The sequence below is a fragment of the Vibrio sp. 1731 genome (assembly GCF_033339955.1).
GTDB lineage: Bacteria > Pseudomonadota > Gammaproteobacteria > Enterobacterales > Vibrionaceae > Vibrio > Vibrio alginolyticus.
Genome location: NZ_JAWOVO010000004.1, coordinates 208,822 through 225,254, shown reverse-complemented (window position 1 = coordinate 225,254; position 16,433 = coordinate 208,822). Strand labels below are relative to the sequence as shown.

Below are 16,433 nucleotides of genomic sequence, written 5' to 3'. Positions count from 1 at the left end.
TGACCTTTTTTACAATAAGCTATAGCTTGTGAAGTTGATGAAAATAAAACACTCAAAAAATGTTAAATATTTCACAATTTTTACTGAATAATTATACATAAAGCTATAAAGATGACGCATAGTTAGTCATCGATATCAACGTAAGCAGTGTTGATATATCTGTCGGGATGACGGATAAGCAAAGGGAGAATTGCAATGGCTCTTTATGATCCAAGTCTTGAGAAAGACAACTGTGGATTTGGCTTGATCGCGCATATGGAAGGCGAACAAAGCCACAAGCTGGTACGTACAGCAATTTCTGCACTTGACCGCATGACTCACCGTGGTGGTATCGCCGCCGATGGTAAAACTGGTGATGGTTGTGGTCTTCTATTACAAAAGCCCGATTCCTATTTACGTCTTATTGCCGAAGAAAATGGTTTCAACCTTGGCAAGCAATACGCCGTAGGGATGATTTTCTTCAACCAAGATCCAGTCAAAGCTCAACTCGCTAAAGACATCGTCAACAAAGAACTGGCGCAAGAGACGCTAACTGTGGCTGGTTGGCGTGAAGTACCAACTAATTCAGAAGTACTCGGTCCAATTGCGGCCAACTCGCTTCCAAATATTCAGCAAGTCTTTATCTCTGCACCGGCAGGTTGGCGCGAACGCGACATTGAACGTCGTCTCTACATCGCACGCCGTCGCATCGAGAAACAAATCACCGAAGATCCGGATTTCTACATCTGTAGCTTATCGACTCAAGTTTTGGTGTACAAAGGCCTATGCATGCCTGCGGACTTACCGCGCTTTTATCTTGATCTTGCCGATCTACGTATGGAATCTGCTATCTGTCTGTTCCACCAGCGTTTTTCTACCAACACTCAACCGCGTTGGCCATTAGCTCAACCGTTCCGCTACCTTGCTCATAATGGTGAGATCAATACCATTGAAGGTAACCGACAATGGGCACGCGCTCGTGCTTATAAGTTCTCGTCACCACTGCTGCCTGACCTACAAACTGCAGCACCGTTTGTGAACGAGACAGGCTCAGACTCGTCTAGCCTAGATAATATGCTAGATCTCTTTTTAGCTGGCGGCATGGATATCTTCCGTGCCATGCGTATGCTTGTGCCGCCAGCATGGCAAAACCACCCTGACATGGATCCGGATTTGCGTGCGTTTTACGATTTCAACTCCAAACACATGGAACCATGGGATGGCCCAGCAGGTATCGTACTGTCCGATGGTCGTTATGCTGCTTGTAACCTAGACCGAAACGGTCTACGTCCTGCGCGTTATGTAATTACCAAAGACAAGTTGATCACTCTGGCGTCTGAGGTAGGGATTTGGAATTACGCCCCAGATGAAGTTGCCAAAAAAGGTCGTGTAGGTCCGGGGGAATTGCTCGTCATCGACACTCGTAAAGGTAAGCTTTGGCAATCTAGCGAGATCGATAATGATCTGAAATCTCGTCACCCTTATCGCGAATGGATGGAGAGCAACGTTCGCAAACTAACGCCGTTCTCTCAGCTGCCTGAAGATCAAGTAGGTGAGCGTAGCTTTGATGAAGACTTGCTTAAGACTTATCAAAAGCAGTTTGCCATGAGCAATGAAGAAGTCGATCAAGTATTGCGTGTCCTCGGTGATATGGGGCAAGAAGCCGTCGGTTCGATGGGTGATGACACCCCGATGGCGGTTCTTTCTTCGAAAGAGCGCTTGGTGACTGACTACTTCCGTCAGAAGTTTGCTCAGGTCACCAACCCACCAATCGATCCGCTGCGTGAGAAACACGTCATGTCGCTGGCGACCAGCATCGGCCAGGAGATGAACGTCTTCTGTGAAACCGATGGCCACGCGCATCGTGTAACCTTTGATTCTCCAGTACTGCTCTATTCAGACATGCAGCAACTACTAGAGCTGAGTGACGATCATTACCGTAATACCATTCTCGATATCAACTACGATCCACAACAGAAAGATCTCAAACAAGCCATTGATGATCTGTGTGAGCAAGCAGAACAAGTGGTGCGTGAAGGCACGGTTCTAGTCGTGCTTTCAGATCGCGCTTTAGTCAAAGGCAAGCTGCCAATTCCTGCAGCAATGGCGGTCGGTGCGGTTCAAACTCGCTTGATCGATGCCAACTTACGTTGTGATGCCAACATTGTTGTTGAGACCGCAACAGCTCGTGACCCACACCAATTTGCTGTCTTGCTTGGCTTTGGTGCTACTGCGGTTTACCCATACCTTGCTTATGAAGCGTTAGGTAAACTGATTGATGATAAAGCACTAGAGAAAGACTACCGCGATGTGATGCAAAACTACCAATACGGCATCAACAAAGGCCTGTACAAGATCATGTCGAAAATGGGGATCTCAACCATCGCCTCTTACCGCTGCTCACAACTGTTTGAAGCAGTTGGCTTGAGCCAAGATGTGGTCGATCTGTGTTTTAAAGGCGTCACAACTCGAATTGAAGGCGCGAATTTTGACGACTTCCAGCAAGATCTTACAAACTTATCTCGTAAAGCATGGGCGAAACGCAAATCGATTGATCATGGCGGCTTGTTAAAGTACGTCCATGGAGGTGAGTATCATGCGTACAACCCGGATGTTGTCGGCACGCTGCAACAGGCCGTTAAATCTGGCGAAAGTAACGACTATCAGAGCTTTGCTAAGCAGGTAAATCAACGCCCTGTTGCCATGCTGCGTGACTTAATGTCGCTGAAAAAATCAGACTCACCGCTGCCACTTGAGCAAATAGAACCACGCACTGAACTGTTCAAACGCTTTGACTCTGCGGCAATGTCCATTGGCGCACTTAGCCCAGAAGCGCATGAAGCACTTGCAACGGCGATGAACCGTCTTGGTGGTTACTCTAACTCGGGTGAAGGCGGTGAAGATCCTCGCCGCTTCGGTACTGAGCGTAACTCACGTATCAAACAGATTGCTTCTGGCCGATTTGGTGTAACGCCTCATTACCTGACTAATGCGGATGTACTGCAAATCAAGGTGGCACAAGGTGCGAAACCGGGTGAAGGTGGACAGCTACCAGGACACAAAGTCACCGCAGAAATCGCAAAACTGCGTTATTCGGTACAAGGCGTGACTCTGATCTCCCCTCCTCCGCACCACGATATCTATTCGATTGAAGATTTGGCCCAGCTGATCTTCGACCTTAAACAAGTCAACCCAAATGCGCTGGTTTCGGTAAAACTCGTCTCCGAGCCAGGTGTCGGCACCATCGCAACGGGCGTAGCCAAGGCTTACGCTGATCTTATTACCATTTCGGGTTACGACGGTGGTACCGCAGCAAGCCCATTAACTTCGGTAAAATACGCTGGTAGCCCTTGGGAGTTGGGGTTGGCAGAGACACAACAAGCTCTGGTTGCTAATGGTCTGCGTCATAAGATCCGCTTACAGGTAGACGGTGGTCTAAAGACTGGTTTAGACGTAGTTAAAGCCGCAATTTTAGGTGCAGAAAGCTTCGGTTTTGGTACTGCGCCAATGGTCGCTATGGGTTGTAAGTTCCTACGAATTTGTCACCTCAACAACTGTGCAACTGGGGTTGCGACTCAAGACGAGACACTGCGTAAAGAATACTTCAAAGGTCTACCAGAAATGGTGATGAATTACTTCATCGGCTTGGCAGACGAAGTGCGCGGATTACTCGCCGAACTTGGCGTTGAAAAGCTGACGGACTTGATTGGTCGTACCGATTTACTTGAGGCGGTAGAGGGATTTACAGCGAAACAGACCAAGCTGGATCTATCCAATATTCTAGAAGCTCCAGTATCACCTGAGGGTCATCCGCTATTTTGGACAGAGCCAAACAAACCGTTTGATAAAGCTGAGCTCAACCAAAAGATCATTGATGATGCCATGCATGCGGTCGAAAACGGTCAATCGGCAAGTTTCTTCTACAATGTCATCAACACTGATCGTTCTGTTGGTGCACGCTTATCTGGCGAAATAGCAAAACGCTATGGCAACCAAGGATTGGCGGCTTCCCCTATCAAAATCTATCTTGACGGCACCGCAGGTCAGTCCTTTGGTGTTTGGAACGCAGGTGGTGTAGAGCTTTACCTCACGGGCGATGCGAACGACTACGTGGGCAAAGGCATGGCGGGTGGTAAAGTGGTTATCAAACCTCACCTTGGCACCGCATTTAAATGCAATGAAGCAACTATCATTGGTAACACCTGCCTGTACGGCGCGACCGGCGGTAAACTATTTGCAGCCGGTAAAGCAGGTGAGCGTTTCGGCGTACGAAACTCAGGTACGATAGCCGTCATTGAAGGTGCTGGCGATAACGCTTGTGAGTACATGACTGGCGGTATTGTTGCCATTCTTGGTGCGACAGGTGTGAACTTTGGCGCGGGTATGACTGGAGGCTTTGCCTATGTTCTGGATGAGAACCAAAGCTTTGAAGGTCGAGTTAATACTGAGTCTGTCGAAGCCATCTCATTGTCCGATCTTTACATCCACCAAGAACATTTGCGTGGCCTAATTGCGGAACACCTTGAAGAAACAGGGTCGAGTCATGCAGAAAATATTTTGGCGAACTTTGATGAATGGATTCCAAAGTTCTATTTGGTGAAACCACAAGCGGCAGATCTTCGCACGCTACTTGGTCACCAGAGCCGCAGTGCCGCAGAGCTGCGTGTTCAAGCACAGTAATCATGGAGGATGTTTGAATCATGAGCCAGAACGTTTATCAATTTATCGATGTGCAGCGTGTAGATCCTGCGAAAAAGCCTATCAAAGTTCGTAAGATCGAGTTCGTTGAAATCTATGAACCGTTCACTAAACAACAGGCGACTGCACAAGCGGATCGCTGCTTAGATTGTGGCAACCCATATTGTGAATGGAAATGCCCAGTCCACAACTACATCCCTCAATGGTTAAAACTTGCCAATGAAGGCCGTATTCTTGAAGCGGTTGAACTATCGCATCAAACCAATAGCCTACCGGAAGTATGTGGGCGCGTTTGTCCTCAAGACCGCCTATGTGAAGGTTCATGCACGCTTAATGATGACTTTGGTGCCGTCACCATCGGTAATATAGAAAAGTACATTACCGACAAAGCGTTTGAAATGGGCTGGAAGCCAGATATGTCCAAGGTGGAGTGGACCGATAAAAAGGTTGCAATCATTGGAGCTGGCCCAGCTGGCTTGGCTGCCGCGGATATCCTAGTGCGCAATGGCGTTAAGCCAGTCGTGTTTGACCGCTACCCTGAAATTGGAGGCCTTCTGACCTTCGGTATTCCTTCCTTCAAGCTTGAAAAAGGCGTGATGGAAAACCGCCGCCGTGTGTTCACTGAAATGGGCGTCGAGTTCCGCATGAACATGGAAGTAGGCAAAGATGTCCAAATGCAAGAGCTGCTTGATGAATACGATGCTGTTTTCTTGGGCGTTGGCACCTATAAATACATGCGTGCAGGTCTAGATAATGAAGATGCGCCGGGTGTGTATGACGCGCTGCCATTTTTAGTTTCGAACACCTACAAAGTCATGGATCTTGAGAGTAACCAGCCCTTTATCGATATGGCAGGAAAGAAAGTCGTCGTACTGGGTGGTGGTGATACCGCAATGGACTGCGTTCGTACCTCAATTCGCCAAGGTGCCTCCAACGTGGTTTGTGCTTATCGTCGTGATGAGGCCAACATGCCGGGCTCTCGTCGCGAGGTAAAAAACGCAAAGGAAGAAGGCGTGAAGTTCATGTTCAACCTTCAGCCTTTGGGAGTTGAAGTGGATGCGTCAGGCAAAGTCTCGGGGGTCAAAGTGGTGAAAACCGCACTTGGTGAACCTGATGAAGCGGGTCGCCGACGTCCAGAGCCCGTTGAAGGCAGCGAGCACGTTCTACCAGCAGACGTTGTTATCATGGCGTTTGGTTTCCAGCCGCACAAAATGGACTGGTTAGCACCGTTTGATGTCGATTTGGATCAATGGGGTCGTATCAAAGCCCCAGCGAAGCAAGAGTTCCAATTCCAGACCAGCAATGAAAAGATCTTCGCGGGTGGCGATGCGGTACGAGGTTCTGATCTTGTCGTAACCGCAATTGATGAAGGACGAAAAGCGGCAGAAGGCATCCTCGATTACCTCGAAGTTTAATCTCAGCTAACCTCACAAAAAGGGTCCTGTTATTGGATCCTTTTTCTTTTATATCCATATAATTAGAAACAAAATTATAAGAGTAAATACAATGAAAAAAGCCGCTCTCCTTTCCATTACTTTGCTCGGCTTAACCGCTTGTAGCCAAGGAGTCACAACCATGATGGATCGTTCTCAATCACCTTGTGGTGACAAACCAAACTGCGTCTCCACCCAAGACACGCGAGAAAAATACAACCTAACGACATTTATCTTAGTTGATTCAGCGAACATCGACGCTATTGAGCAAGTTGCGCTTGAACTGCCAGGCGCGAAAACCGCGGTGAAAGAAAGCAACTACCTTCGTATCGAGTGCACATCTAAAATCATGCGCTTCGTGGATGACCTCGAACTAAAAATAGCAGGAGACCAACTGATTGTGCGCTCGGAGTCTCGTGTGGGCTACTCTGACTTTGGCGTAAACAGAAAGCGCGCCGATCAATTACGAGAAAAGCTCACTCAAGCTAAGCTCATCAAATAGAAAACTGCCAACGGGGAGTGCTATACTCTCGGCCAACTAAAATATTTACCTAAAGAGAGTGTTATGAAAGTTGGTATCATCGGTGCGATGGAACAAGAAGTGACCATCCTGAAGCAAGCAATTACAAACTGCAAAACTGTAAATAAAGCAGGTTGTACGTTTTTCTCTGGTCAAATTAACGATGTTGAAGTCGTCGTACTACAATCGGGCATCGGTAAAGTTGCAGCGGCAGTGGGCACGACAATCCTTCTTGATGAATACCAACCAGACGTTGTGATTAACACAGGCTCTGCTGGCGGTTTCGATTCAAGCTTAAACCTTGGCGATGTAGTTATCTCTACAGAAGTTCGTCATCACGATGCAGACGTAACCGCTTTTGGTTATGAGATTGGCCAAATGGCCGGTCAACCAGCTGCATTCAAAGCGGATGACAAGCTAATGGACTTAGCCGAAAAAGCCCTAGCACAAATGGAAAACACTCATGCGGTTCGCGGCCTAATTTGTACTGGCGATGCGTTTGTTTGTACTGCTGAGCGTCAAGAGTTTATTCGTAAACACTTCCCGTCAGTTATCGCTGTAGAAATGGAAGCATCTGCTATCGCTCAAACTTGTCATCAATTCAACACTCCGTTTGTTGTTGTGCGTGCAATCTCTGATGTCGCTGATAAAGAATCACCAATGAGCTTTGATGAGTTCCTGCCTCTAGCAGCAAAAAGCTCTTCCGAAATGGTATTCAAAATGCTGGAACTCATTAAGTAAACGACTCATTCATGGAAGAAGTTTTTCAGTCATTTTATGCCAACGGTGCGCTCCTCATTATGTGGGGTGCACTGATCTTGCACCTTTTAGTGCCAATCCCCCATTCAGCGCACCCCATCACTTTATGGCGAAAGCTAGCAGAGCAGCTAGCTAACAAAGTGAACAATAATCACAATTACTCACAGAGTGTAATCTCAGGCAGTCTTGCACTAGGCTTGATGCTGTTTCCTTGCTTGATATTACTGATTGCAGTAAAGCCATTTGTTTGGCAAATCCGTTTATATGAACTGGTTCTATTGATCCTTGCGCTAGACTGGCGCAACAGCGAAACGTTAACGAAACAGCTCGTCACAAGTATCTCTTCGGAAGACAAAGCTCAGTGTCGAGCATTACTGAGACCATATCTTAATCGCGATACTGGTAGCCTCTCGATCGTTGGCATAGGTAAAGCTGGCTCAGAAACCCTGATTATGGCATACAGCCGCAACGTGATCGGTGTGCTATTTTGGTACGCACTAACAGGTGGTATTGGTGCGTTAATGTATCGACTCACAACAGAATTAGCGCGAGTGTGGTCCCCTAGCCGACGCCAATATTTGCCCTTTGGTAAACCTGTGATTCAATTGGTTGCTACTCTGGATATTATTCCACTTCGTCTCTTTGCCATACTTTTAGCTGCCGGAAAGAATACAAGTAATGTGCTCTCTGGAATACAACAGCAAGCGAAGTCTTGGCCCTTACCAGGACCTAGTTGGGTGTTATGTACTATCGGACACAAACTACAACTGTCTTTATGCGGCCCTGCTATCTATCAAGGTGTGCGTGCAGAGCGCGCAAAAATCGGTGGGCGCATTGCGCCATCGGCTATTCACCTTTCACAAATACATACGCTGCTCGTTTGGCGCGTCCTGGCTTGGGTCGCAATCCAAAGTTTGCTTTTAGGAATAATTTATCAAGGATTATGATGAATAAATTATGCTTCGCATTAACGCTATTTGTTTCGACAGCGACCTTCGCTCAACCCGCTCAACGCATTATAAGTTTAGCTCCACATGCCACCGAAATTGCCTTTGCAGCAGGGCTAGGAGAGCAGCTTGTTGCTGTCAGCGAAATGAGCGATTATCCAGAACAGGCAAAGCAGCTAGAAAGAGTCTCAAATTATCAAGGAATTAAATTAGAGCGCATTATTGCTCTTCAGCCGGACTTAGTGATTGCTTGGCCAGCCGGAAACCCCGCTAAAGAGTTGGAGAAAATTAAACAGTTCGGTATTCCTATCTATTACTCCACTACAGGTTCATTAGAAGATATCGCCAATAATATCGAGCAACTCAGCCAATACAGCGAAACTCCACAAGTAGGAAAAAAGGCCGCTGAAGATTTTAGAACGCAGCTGAGTACACTAAAAGAACAGTACAACACGAACGAGAAAGTTAGTTACTTTTATCAGTTGAGTGAAAAGCCTATCATCACTGTCGCCGGAAAGAACTGGCCAAGTGAAGTCTTTACTTTTTGCGGTGGTGAGAACATTTTCGCCGCATCTAGCGCGCCTTATCCTCAAGTTAGCATCGAGCAAGTCATTACTCGCCAGCCAGAGGTTATTTTTACTTCTCGTCACGCAATGAGTAACGATGGTATGTGGGCTGAGTGGAGTAATGAGCTTCTTGCTCTTAAAAACAAACACATCTGGTCCCTAAACTCTGATTGGATTAACCGTCCCACACCACGCACATTGAACGCGATCAAGGAAGTGTGTGAGCACTTTAAAAGCGTTCGTCAAAAACGCTAACGATTTCGTGGCAAATACCGTACAATTTCCGCCCATTTTTTCTCACACTATTTAAAGGTACTAAGTAACATGGACTCCATGCTGCTTTATATGATCGATTTGTTCGGTACCGCTGTTTTCGCTATCTCTGGCGTATTACTGGCGGGCCGTTTAAAAATGGATCCATTCGGCGTTATCGTGCTCGGCAGTGTGACTGCTATAGGTGGCGGAACAATCCGAGACATGGCGCTTGGTGCCACTCCCGTATTTTGGATAACAGATACGACTTACTTATGGGTGATATTTGTTACGTGTCTACTAACCATGCTTGTTATTCGAAGACCCAAGCGACTCTCATGGTGGGTATTACCCGTTTGTGATGCCATCGGTCTCGCTGTATTTGTAGGAATAGGAGTAGAAAAGGCACTCGCCTACAATGCTTCTGGGATGGTCGCGGTGATAATGGGGGTTATTACTGGCTGTGGCGGTGGCATTATACGAGACGTGCTGGCTCGCGAAGTTCCTATGGTATTAAGAAGTGAAGTCTATGCTACGGCATGTATTATTGGCGGCATCTTCCATACGATGGCGGTAAACATGGGTTATGACCACTCAACGGCTTTACTCGCTGGTGTAATCTCAACGCTCATTATACGTCTCGGTGCGATTCGTTGGCATCTATCCCTGCCAACTTTCGCCATTAACCGTTAAACACCAACAACATCACTCATCATGGAGTCGACCAAGTGTCGGCTCCTCTCATTTATGCTCATTTGATTCGCCAATTCTTGGGCAATTCGCTAAATTATCTCAACCATTCCTAACTTTCATTAATCATTATGTTGCTTGAAGGTATTGAAACGTTACTTGTCCTCAGTAAAGAAAAAACCATGAGCCGCACGGGCAGTCAACTCTATATTAGTCAATCTGCCGTGAGTAAACGTATTTCAAATCTAGAGAAGAAGTTAGGAAAAAAATTAATAGAGCCAAATGGTCGGCACATAAAGCTGACCTCCGATGGCCTTGCCCTCATAAACACAATAGAACCCACGTTCAATGAGTTAAGAGGAAAAATCTACGATCAACAACAAATAGAAGACACTTCTTTAATCAAAATGGACTGCTCTGAAACCTTAGTGGCGGGATACCTCAGCATGATCATGGCAGAACACTTTGCCCATGATCAGTACATACGAATATCGACCAATCATACGCCACGCATTATTGAGAATGTGAAATCAGGTAAAGCGACACTGGGATTCTGTGCTGGTTATTTACCGCCTCACCATGGATTAATGAGCCTTCACCTCGCCGATGAACCTTTCTCAATTGTCAGTCGACATTCACTTTCACAACTACCTAAAGCTATTTTGACCAATGACCTAACTAACCCTGCCAACACATATCAACAAGCTATTTTATCCAAACACGGAATCGAACCTTTGATGGAAATGGATTCGTATACTGCGGCAGCACAACTGGCTTTGGGAGGTATGGCTCCCGCTTTAATCCCTAAATCTATCCTAACGATACTTAATATCACACCTAAGTTCTGCTATGACTTTGAAGAGCTAGATCAGTTAGTTCGACCAATACATATCTGCTTACGTCACAGCACATATCGTAGCGAGCGAGTTAAAGCACTGACAGAATCCATTGCTGATGTTGTTGCCAAAGAAGTTTCGTTGCCATAAGCATCGACATCACTATAACTAGAGGACGAATCCATTTTTGCCCTTTACTTACCACGACCTTCGCCCCTAACTGAGCACCAAGAAAACCGCCAACAGCCATAGTTAAGCCAAGCTTCCACACTGGCAACCCAGCTAAGATAAAAAAGAGTAGTGCCGCAATGTTTGACGTGAAATTGAGGATTTTGGTTCTAGCTGTGGCTTCGACCAAAGAAAAGTGACCTAGTGCAACAAAACAAACAGTAAAAATAGATCCAGTCCCAGGGCCAAAAAAGCCATCATAGAAACCGATCCCGCCACCAATGCATAGCGCAAACATCGCTTCAGATAACTTTGGTTCTCCATCGATTTTTCGCGTACTTGGCGCGAGTAAAAAATAGAGGGAAATGGCTATCAAAAGAACAGGGATCAAACTGGTGAGTACGCTAGCATCAATAAACTGCACAGCCTCGGCACCGATTGCAGCGCCTATAAAAGTGCAGAGTATCGCAAAACGCATTTCCTTTAAGCTAACAATACCGTTACGCACGAAATACCAGCTAGCAGAGAAACTGCCAAACGAACTTTGTAACTTATTGGTCGCTAGAGCTTGAGTCGGACTCAACCCCGCAGCCAAAAGCGCAGGGAGCGTAATGAGCCCTCCCCCACCAGCCATCGCATCAATAAAGCCTGCGGCAGTCGCAACCAAAAATAAGGCCAACAAAATTTCAACCGTGATTTCCACTACACTTCCTTTTTGAAGAGGTATCAAAGAGGAAGAAACGGTAGCACTTATTCACAAAACTACCAATGGAAAGTCAAGACACAAATCTATTCCTAATTTTCATCAGTTAATAAATCTAGAGAATGATACATTAAAAATATCAATTACATCCAAATATAGAGCCTCACCTCAAGAGCCTCTTAATATTTTGATAGAAAAAGAAAATGCTGTCTTAATAGGAAATATTTAATCTGATAAAAAACGAAAATAATGGAAGCCTTACTGACTCGACCATCAATAAAAGAACAGCAATTACGCTTAAAAATCGAACAGATAGTGAATATTAATCAGCTATTCAGCGTTATTGACGCTAAACCAGAGACTAGCGGTGCGGGTGTAATTTATATTGATAACAAATTCACCGTTGTACGCTTAAGAGACTTTAAATCCACATGCCATATCAATCCTACCTTTATCATTCTACGGGAACCGATAAAATTACAATCATCTCAAGAATTTGCAAAAAAAATAAAACAGGAAGAGTCAAAATCAAGATTCAATCAAGAGCTTCTATCAGCGAGCATTAGCTGTATTGGTGCAGCGATTGGCTGGATTGGGGTAGTTGGTTCGGGGCTAACAATACCAGTAAGTGGTCCTGTGGGCGTAACTATGTCCTATATCTCACACGCCGCTACTGTTGCTGCCACAGCTCAATGTGCTATTGGAGTAGCAAGAACCCGTATGGTATCTAAATCACCAGACAAATTATCGGATATAGACAGTAATGAGTGGTATCAAAATACAACTAAAGCTTTAGATTACATCTCCTTAGCTGGAGCGGGCGCTAGTGGATATCAAACGATAAAAATGGTTCAATCTCTTAAGCAAACCACTAAGAAAGGCGTTCCCGAGATTCTAAAAGGCTTAAACAGACAAGAAAGAACAAGATTAACTAAAGAAATCATCCGTAAAAACCTTCCGAGCATTTCGAATAAAGCTCGTAAACAGCTAATGTTGTCAGGAGAAATTCCTAAGAGGTATTCACAAGCAACAATATCCGCATCCATTTCTCATCAGCTTCTAGATGCAATTGGAGGCTCAATTAGCATAGTAGGAAGCGGTTATTCGGGAGAGTTAAGAAATCTTGCTATTGGAATCTATGAGGAATTGAAAGTTGAATACTAAATCAATTAGCATAGCAAACATCTCACTAAGTATATGTTTATACTTGGCATTGACTATTGGTCTGGCTATTAGCTTAAGCATTTGGAATGACTGGTTTTCTTTCACTCAACACATTGCTCTAGATACTTACCTCCTTACATTGGGAGCTATTACGGTTGTTGTTGTATGCATTCCAAACATTCTGACAATAAGCAAAGGATTAAGTGTTGCTGCAAAAATAAACTTACTTACTATCTCTTTTATCATTCTCACTTGCAGCATTAATTTTGTTGTAGCAAATGGTAGTACTATTTCTTCATCTTTGGGTACATTGCTTGCCATCATTAGCTTAATGATCTTCAAAAGCGAAGCATACCAATCGTTCCTAGCACACTTTAATGCTCTTCATTTTAGAAAAACCTCGATATAAAAAAGCCCGCTCAAATGAGCGGGCAATGAGGTTGTCATGTAAGCCCTGATTAATGAGCTTACTGATTTTTATCTGTTACGCGTCTAGACTCGCTTTCACTTTAGCGTGTAACTCTTGAACCGAAGTTACTGACGCTTTTGCGTCTGCAGTATGAGACATACATGTAGCGAACGCTGCATTCAGTGTCGTTGTGTAGTTCACTTTTTCAGCCAGTGCACCACGGCGTAGAACTTTCGAATCTTCAATCGCTTGACGACCAGCAGCCGTGTTTACGATGTAGGTGTATTCGTTGTTCTTGATGCGGTCAAGAATGTGTGGACGACCTTCGTGTACTTTGTTTACCAAACGTGGGTTAATACCCGCTTCGCCCAGAATTACAGCTGTACCGTGTGTCGCATCCAACTGGTAACCCAGTTTCACTAACTTAGAAGCTAGGTCAACAACACGCTCTTTATCACCTTCACGTACAGACAGTAGCGCACGACCACCTTCAGGATAAACCGCACCACAACCTAGCTCTGCTTTCGCGTAAGCTTCTGCGAACGTTGCACCCACACCCATTACTTCACCTGTTGAGCGCATTTCAGGGCCCAATAGAGGGTCAACACCAGGGAATTTGTTGAACGGCAGAACCACTTCTTTCACTGAGTAGTAAGGAGGGATAATCTCTTTAGTAAAGCCTTGTGACTCTAGAGATTGACCCGCCATTACACGTGCAGCGATTTTCGCTAGAGGAGCGCCTGTCGCTTTCGATACGAATGGTACCGTACGAGCAGCACGAGGGTTCACTTCAATTAGATAAACGTCGTTATCTTTCACAGCAAACTGCGTGTTCATCAAACCGCGCACACCGAGTTCGAATGCTAACTTCTCAACTTGCTCACGCATCTTGTCTTGAATTTCCTGACTTAGCGTGTATGCAGGCAGTGAACATGCAGAGTCACCAGAGTGAACACCCGCTTGTTCGATGTGCTCCATGATACCGCCGATAACGACGCGTTCACCGTCACAGATAGCATCAATATCAACTTCGGTTGCATCATCCAAGAAACGGTCTAGCAGAACTGGAGACTCGTTCGATACGCTTACTGCTTCGTTGAAGTAGCGACGCAGGTCTTGCTCGTCGTATACGATTTCCATCGCACGACCACCGAGTACATAAGATGGACGAACAACTAATGGGAAGCCAATTTCTTTCGATTTCTCAACCGCTTGCTCCATCGTTGTTACTGTCGCGTTTTCTGGCTGAAGTAGACCTAAACGGTCAACAGCGGCTTGGAAGCGTTCACGGTCTTCCGCACGGTCGATAGCATCTGGGCTAGTACCAATGATTGGCACACCAGCCGCTTCTAGAGCACGAGCCAGTTTAAGTGGCGTTTGACCACCGTACTGAACAATCACACCTTTTGGTTTTTCAACGCGAGCGATAGACAGTACATCTTCCAGAGTTACTGGCTCGAAGTACAGACGATCAGACGTATCGTAGTCAGTAGATACCGTTTCTGGGTTACAGTTAACCATAATGGTTTCGTAACCGTCTTCACGCAGCGCAAGTGATGCATGAACACAACAGTAATCGAATTCGATACCTTGGCCGATACGGTTTGGACCGCCACCAAGAACCATGATCTTATCTTTGTCTGTTGGTTTTGCTTCACATTCTTCATCGTAAGATGAGTACATGTAAGCCGTGTCAGAAGAAAACTCTGCTGCACATGTATCCACACGTTTGTAAACCGGATGAATATCAAACTGCTCACGAGCACGGCGAATTTCACTTTCAGCGACACCAAGCAATTTAGACAAGCGAGCATCAGAGAAGCCTTTGCGTTTCATCTGACGAAGCACTTCTTTGGTCAAACCTGCGTAGCCGCCCGCCTTGACTTGTTCTTCGAGTTTTACAATTTCTTCGATTTGAACCAGGAACCAGCGGTCGATTTGAGTCAAGTTGAACACACCGTCGACTGACATACCCGCTCGGAATGCATCGGCGATGTACCAGATACGCTCTGCACCTGCTTCTTTAAGTTCGTGACGAATCTTAGTCAGTGCATCTGGCGCTTCCAGATCGACCATCTCATCAAAACCAGTTGCGCCAACTTCTAGGCCACGCAGTGCTTTGTGAAGAGATTCTTGTTGGTTACGACCAATCGCCATTACCTCACCAACCGATTTCATCTGAGTTGTCAGACGATCGTTTGCACCAGCAAATTTCTCGAAGTTAAAGCGAGGGATCTTAGTTACGACGTAGTCGATAGTTGGTTCAAATGACGCAGGTGTTGCACCACCTGTGATGTCGTTTTGTAGTTCGTCTAGCGTAAAGCCAACAGCCAGTTTCGCGGCAATTTTCGCAATTGGGAAGCCTGTTGCTTTTGATGCTAGCGCAGAAGAGCGAGATACACGCGGGTTCATCTCGATGATGACCATACGACCATCTTTCGGGTTGATACCAAACTGTACGTTTGAACCACCTGTTTCAACACCGATTTCACGCAGAACAGCTAGCGATGCATTACGCATAAGCTGGTATTCTTTGTCAGTCAGTGTTTGTGCTGGAGCAACCGTGATTGAGTCACCCGTATGGATACCCATTGGGTCAAAGTTCTCGATTGAACATACGATGATACAGTTGTCCGCTTTGTCACGAACGACTTCCATTTCGTACTCTTTCCAACCGATTAGTGACTCATCGATAAGAAGTTCGTTGGTCGGAGATAAGTCCAGACCGCAACGACAGATTTCTTCGAACTCTTCTTTGTTGTACGCGATACCACCACCAGTGCCACCCATGGTGAACGATGGACGAATGATACAAGGGAAGCCAACCATATCTAAAACTTTGTAAGCTTCTTCCATGCTCTTCGCTGTATCTGCGCGAGGACACTCAAGGCCGATAGACTTCATCGCTTTATCAAAACGAGAACGGTCTTCCGCTTTGTCGATTGCATCAGCCGTTGCACCAATCATCTCTACGCCAAACTCTGCGAGAACGCCGTGCTTCTCTAAATCTAACGCACAGTTAAGTGCTGTCTGACCACCCATAGTTGGCAGAACTGCATCAGGACGTTCTTTCTCGATGATCTTGCGTACAACTTCCCACTGAATCGGCTCAATGTAAGTCGCATCTGCCATCTCTGGGTCAGTCATGATGGTTGCTGGGTTAGAGTTAACCAGGATAACTCGGTAGCCTTCTTCGCGAAGAGCTTTACACGCTTGTGCGCCAGAGTAGTCAAACTCACATGCCTGACCGATAACAATCGGACCAGCACCAAGAATTAGAATACTTTGAATGTCAGTACGTTTTGGCAT

12 protein-coding genes are annotated in these 16,433 nt (G+C 45.8%); 10 read left to right on the top strand and 2 right to left on the bottom strand.

Annotated features, from left to right (window positions below):
• Window positions 1-195: 195 nt before the first annotated feature.
• The 8 genes from gltB (at window position 196) to R7035_RS07000 (ending at window position 10,830) form a co-directional block, all read left to right on the top strand.
• Window positions 196-4,659: a glutamate synthase large subunit gene (gene gltB / locus R7035_RS07035; RefSeq protein ID WP_262651899.1), complete on the top strand. Its 4,464-nt coding sequence runs from the start codon at window positions 196-198 to the stop codon at window positions 4,657-4,659.
• A gap of 20 nt (window positions 4,660-4,679) precedes the next feature.
• Entirely contained in the window at window positions 4,680-6,092 is a 1,413-nt protein-coding gene (locus R7035_RS07030; protein ID WP_005381833.1) for an FAD-dependent oxidoreductase, read from the top strand.
• A 91-nt stretch (window positions 6,093-6,183) separates the two neighbouring features.
• Complete coding sequence (locus R7035_RS07025; RefSeq protein WP_132936759.1) at window positions 6,184-6,612, top strand: DUF1499 domain-containing protein; 429 nt, start codon at window positions 6,184-6,186, stop codon at window positions 6,610-6,612.
• Between the two features lie 63 nt (window positions 6,613-6,675).
• Window positions 6,676-7,371, top strand: a complete 696-nt coding sequence (gene mtnN / locus R7035_RS07020) for a 5'-methylthioadenosine/S-adenosylhomocysteine nucleosidase (RefSeq protein WP_005381837.1) — start codon at window positions 6,676-6,678, stop codon at window positions 7,369-7,371.
• A gap of 11 nt (window positions 7,372-7,382) precedes the next feature.
• Window positions 7,383-8,336, top strand: a complete 954-nt coding sequence (locus R7035_RS07015; protein WP_054578510.1) for a cobalamin biosynthesis family protein — start codon at window positions 7,383-7,385, stop codon at window positions 8,334-8,336.
• The gene (gene btuF, locus R7035_RS07010; RefSeq protein WP_017633625.1) at window positions 8,336-9,157 is read left to right on the top strand and encodes a vitamin B12 ABC transporter substrate-binding protein BtuF; all 822 of its coding nucleotides are present in this window, start codon (window positions 8,336-8,338) and stop codon (window positions 9,155-9,157) included. Before R7035_RS07015 ends, btuF begins: the two co-directional genes overlap by 1 nt.
• 69 nt (window positions 9,158-9,226) lie before the next feature.
• On the top strand, window positions 9,227-9,847 hold the full coding sequence (locus R7035_RS07005) for a TRIC cation channel family protein (RefSeq protein WP_005387377.1): 621 nt from the start codon (window positions 9,227-9,229) through the stop codon (window positions 9,845-9,847).
• Window positions 9,848-9,975: 128 nt separating this feature from the next.
• Complete coding sequence (locus R7035_RS07000) at window positions 9,976-10,830, top strand: LysR family transcriptional regulator (RefSeq protein WP_132936758.1); 855 nt, start codon at window positions 9,976-9,978, stop codon at window positions 10,828-10,830.
• Here R7035_RS07000 and R7035_RS06995 read toward each other — a convergent pair.
• Complete coding sequence (locus R7035_RS06995) at window positions 10,772-11,551, bottom strand: TSUP family transporter (RefSeq protein WP_017821480.1); 780 nt, start codon at window positions 11,549-11,551, stop codon at window positions 10,772-10,774. The genes R7035_RS07000 and R7035_RS06995 overlap by 59 nt on opposite strands.
• Before the next feature lie 249 nt (window positions 11,552-11,800).
• Between R7035_RS06995 and R7035_RS06990 the strand changes: the two genes are divergently transcribed.
• The gene (locus R7035_RS06990) at window positions 11,801-12,715 is read left to right on the top strand and encodes a hypothetical protein (RefSeq protein WP_025768414.1); all 915 of its coding nucleotides are present in this window, start codon (window positions 11,801-11,803) and stop codon (window positions 12,713-12,715) included.
• Window positions 12,705-13,124 carry a hypothetical protein gene (locus tag R7035_RS06985; RefSeq protein WP_155396149.1) on the top strand — a complete coding sequence of 140 codons (420 nt, stop codon included), beginning with the start codon at window positions 12,705-12,707 and terminating at the stop codon, window positions 13,122-13,124. The genes R7035_RS06990 and R7035_RS06985 overlap by 11 nt, the downstream gene beginning before the upstream one ends.
• Before the next feature lie 75 nt (window positions 13,125-13,199).
• On the opposite strand, the gene carB is transcribed toward R7035_RS06985, so the two are convergent.
• Window positions 13,200-16,433 carry a carbamoyl-phosphate synthase large subunit gene (carB, locus tag R7035_RS06980; protein WP_318146037.1) on the bottom strand — a complete coding sequence of 1,078 codons (3,234 nt, stop codon included), beginning with the start codon at window positions 16,431-16,433 and terminating at the stop codon, window positions 13,200-13,202.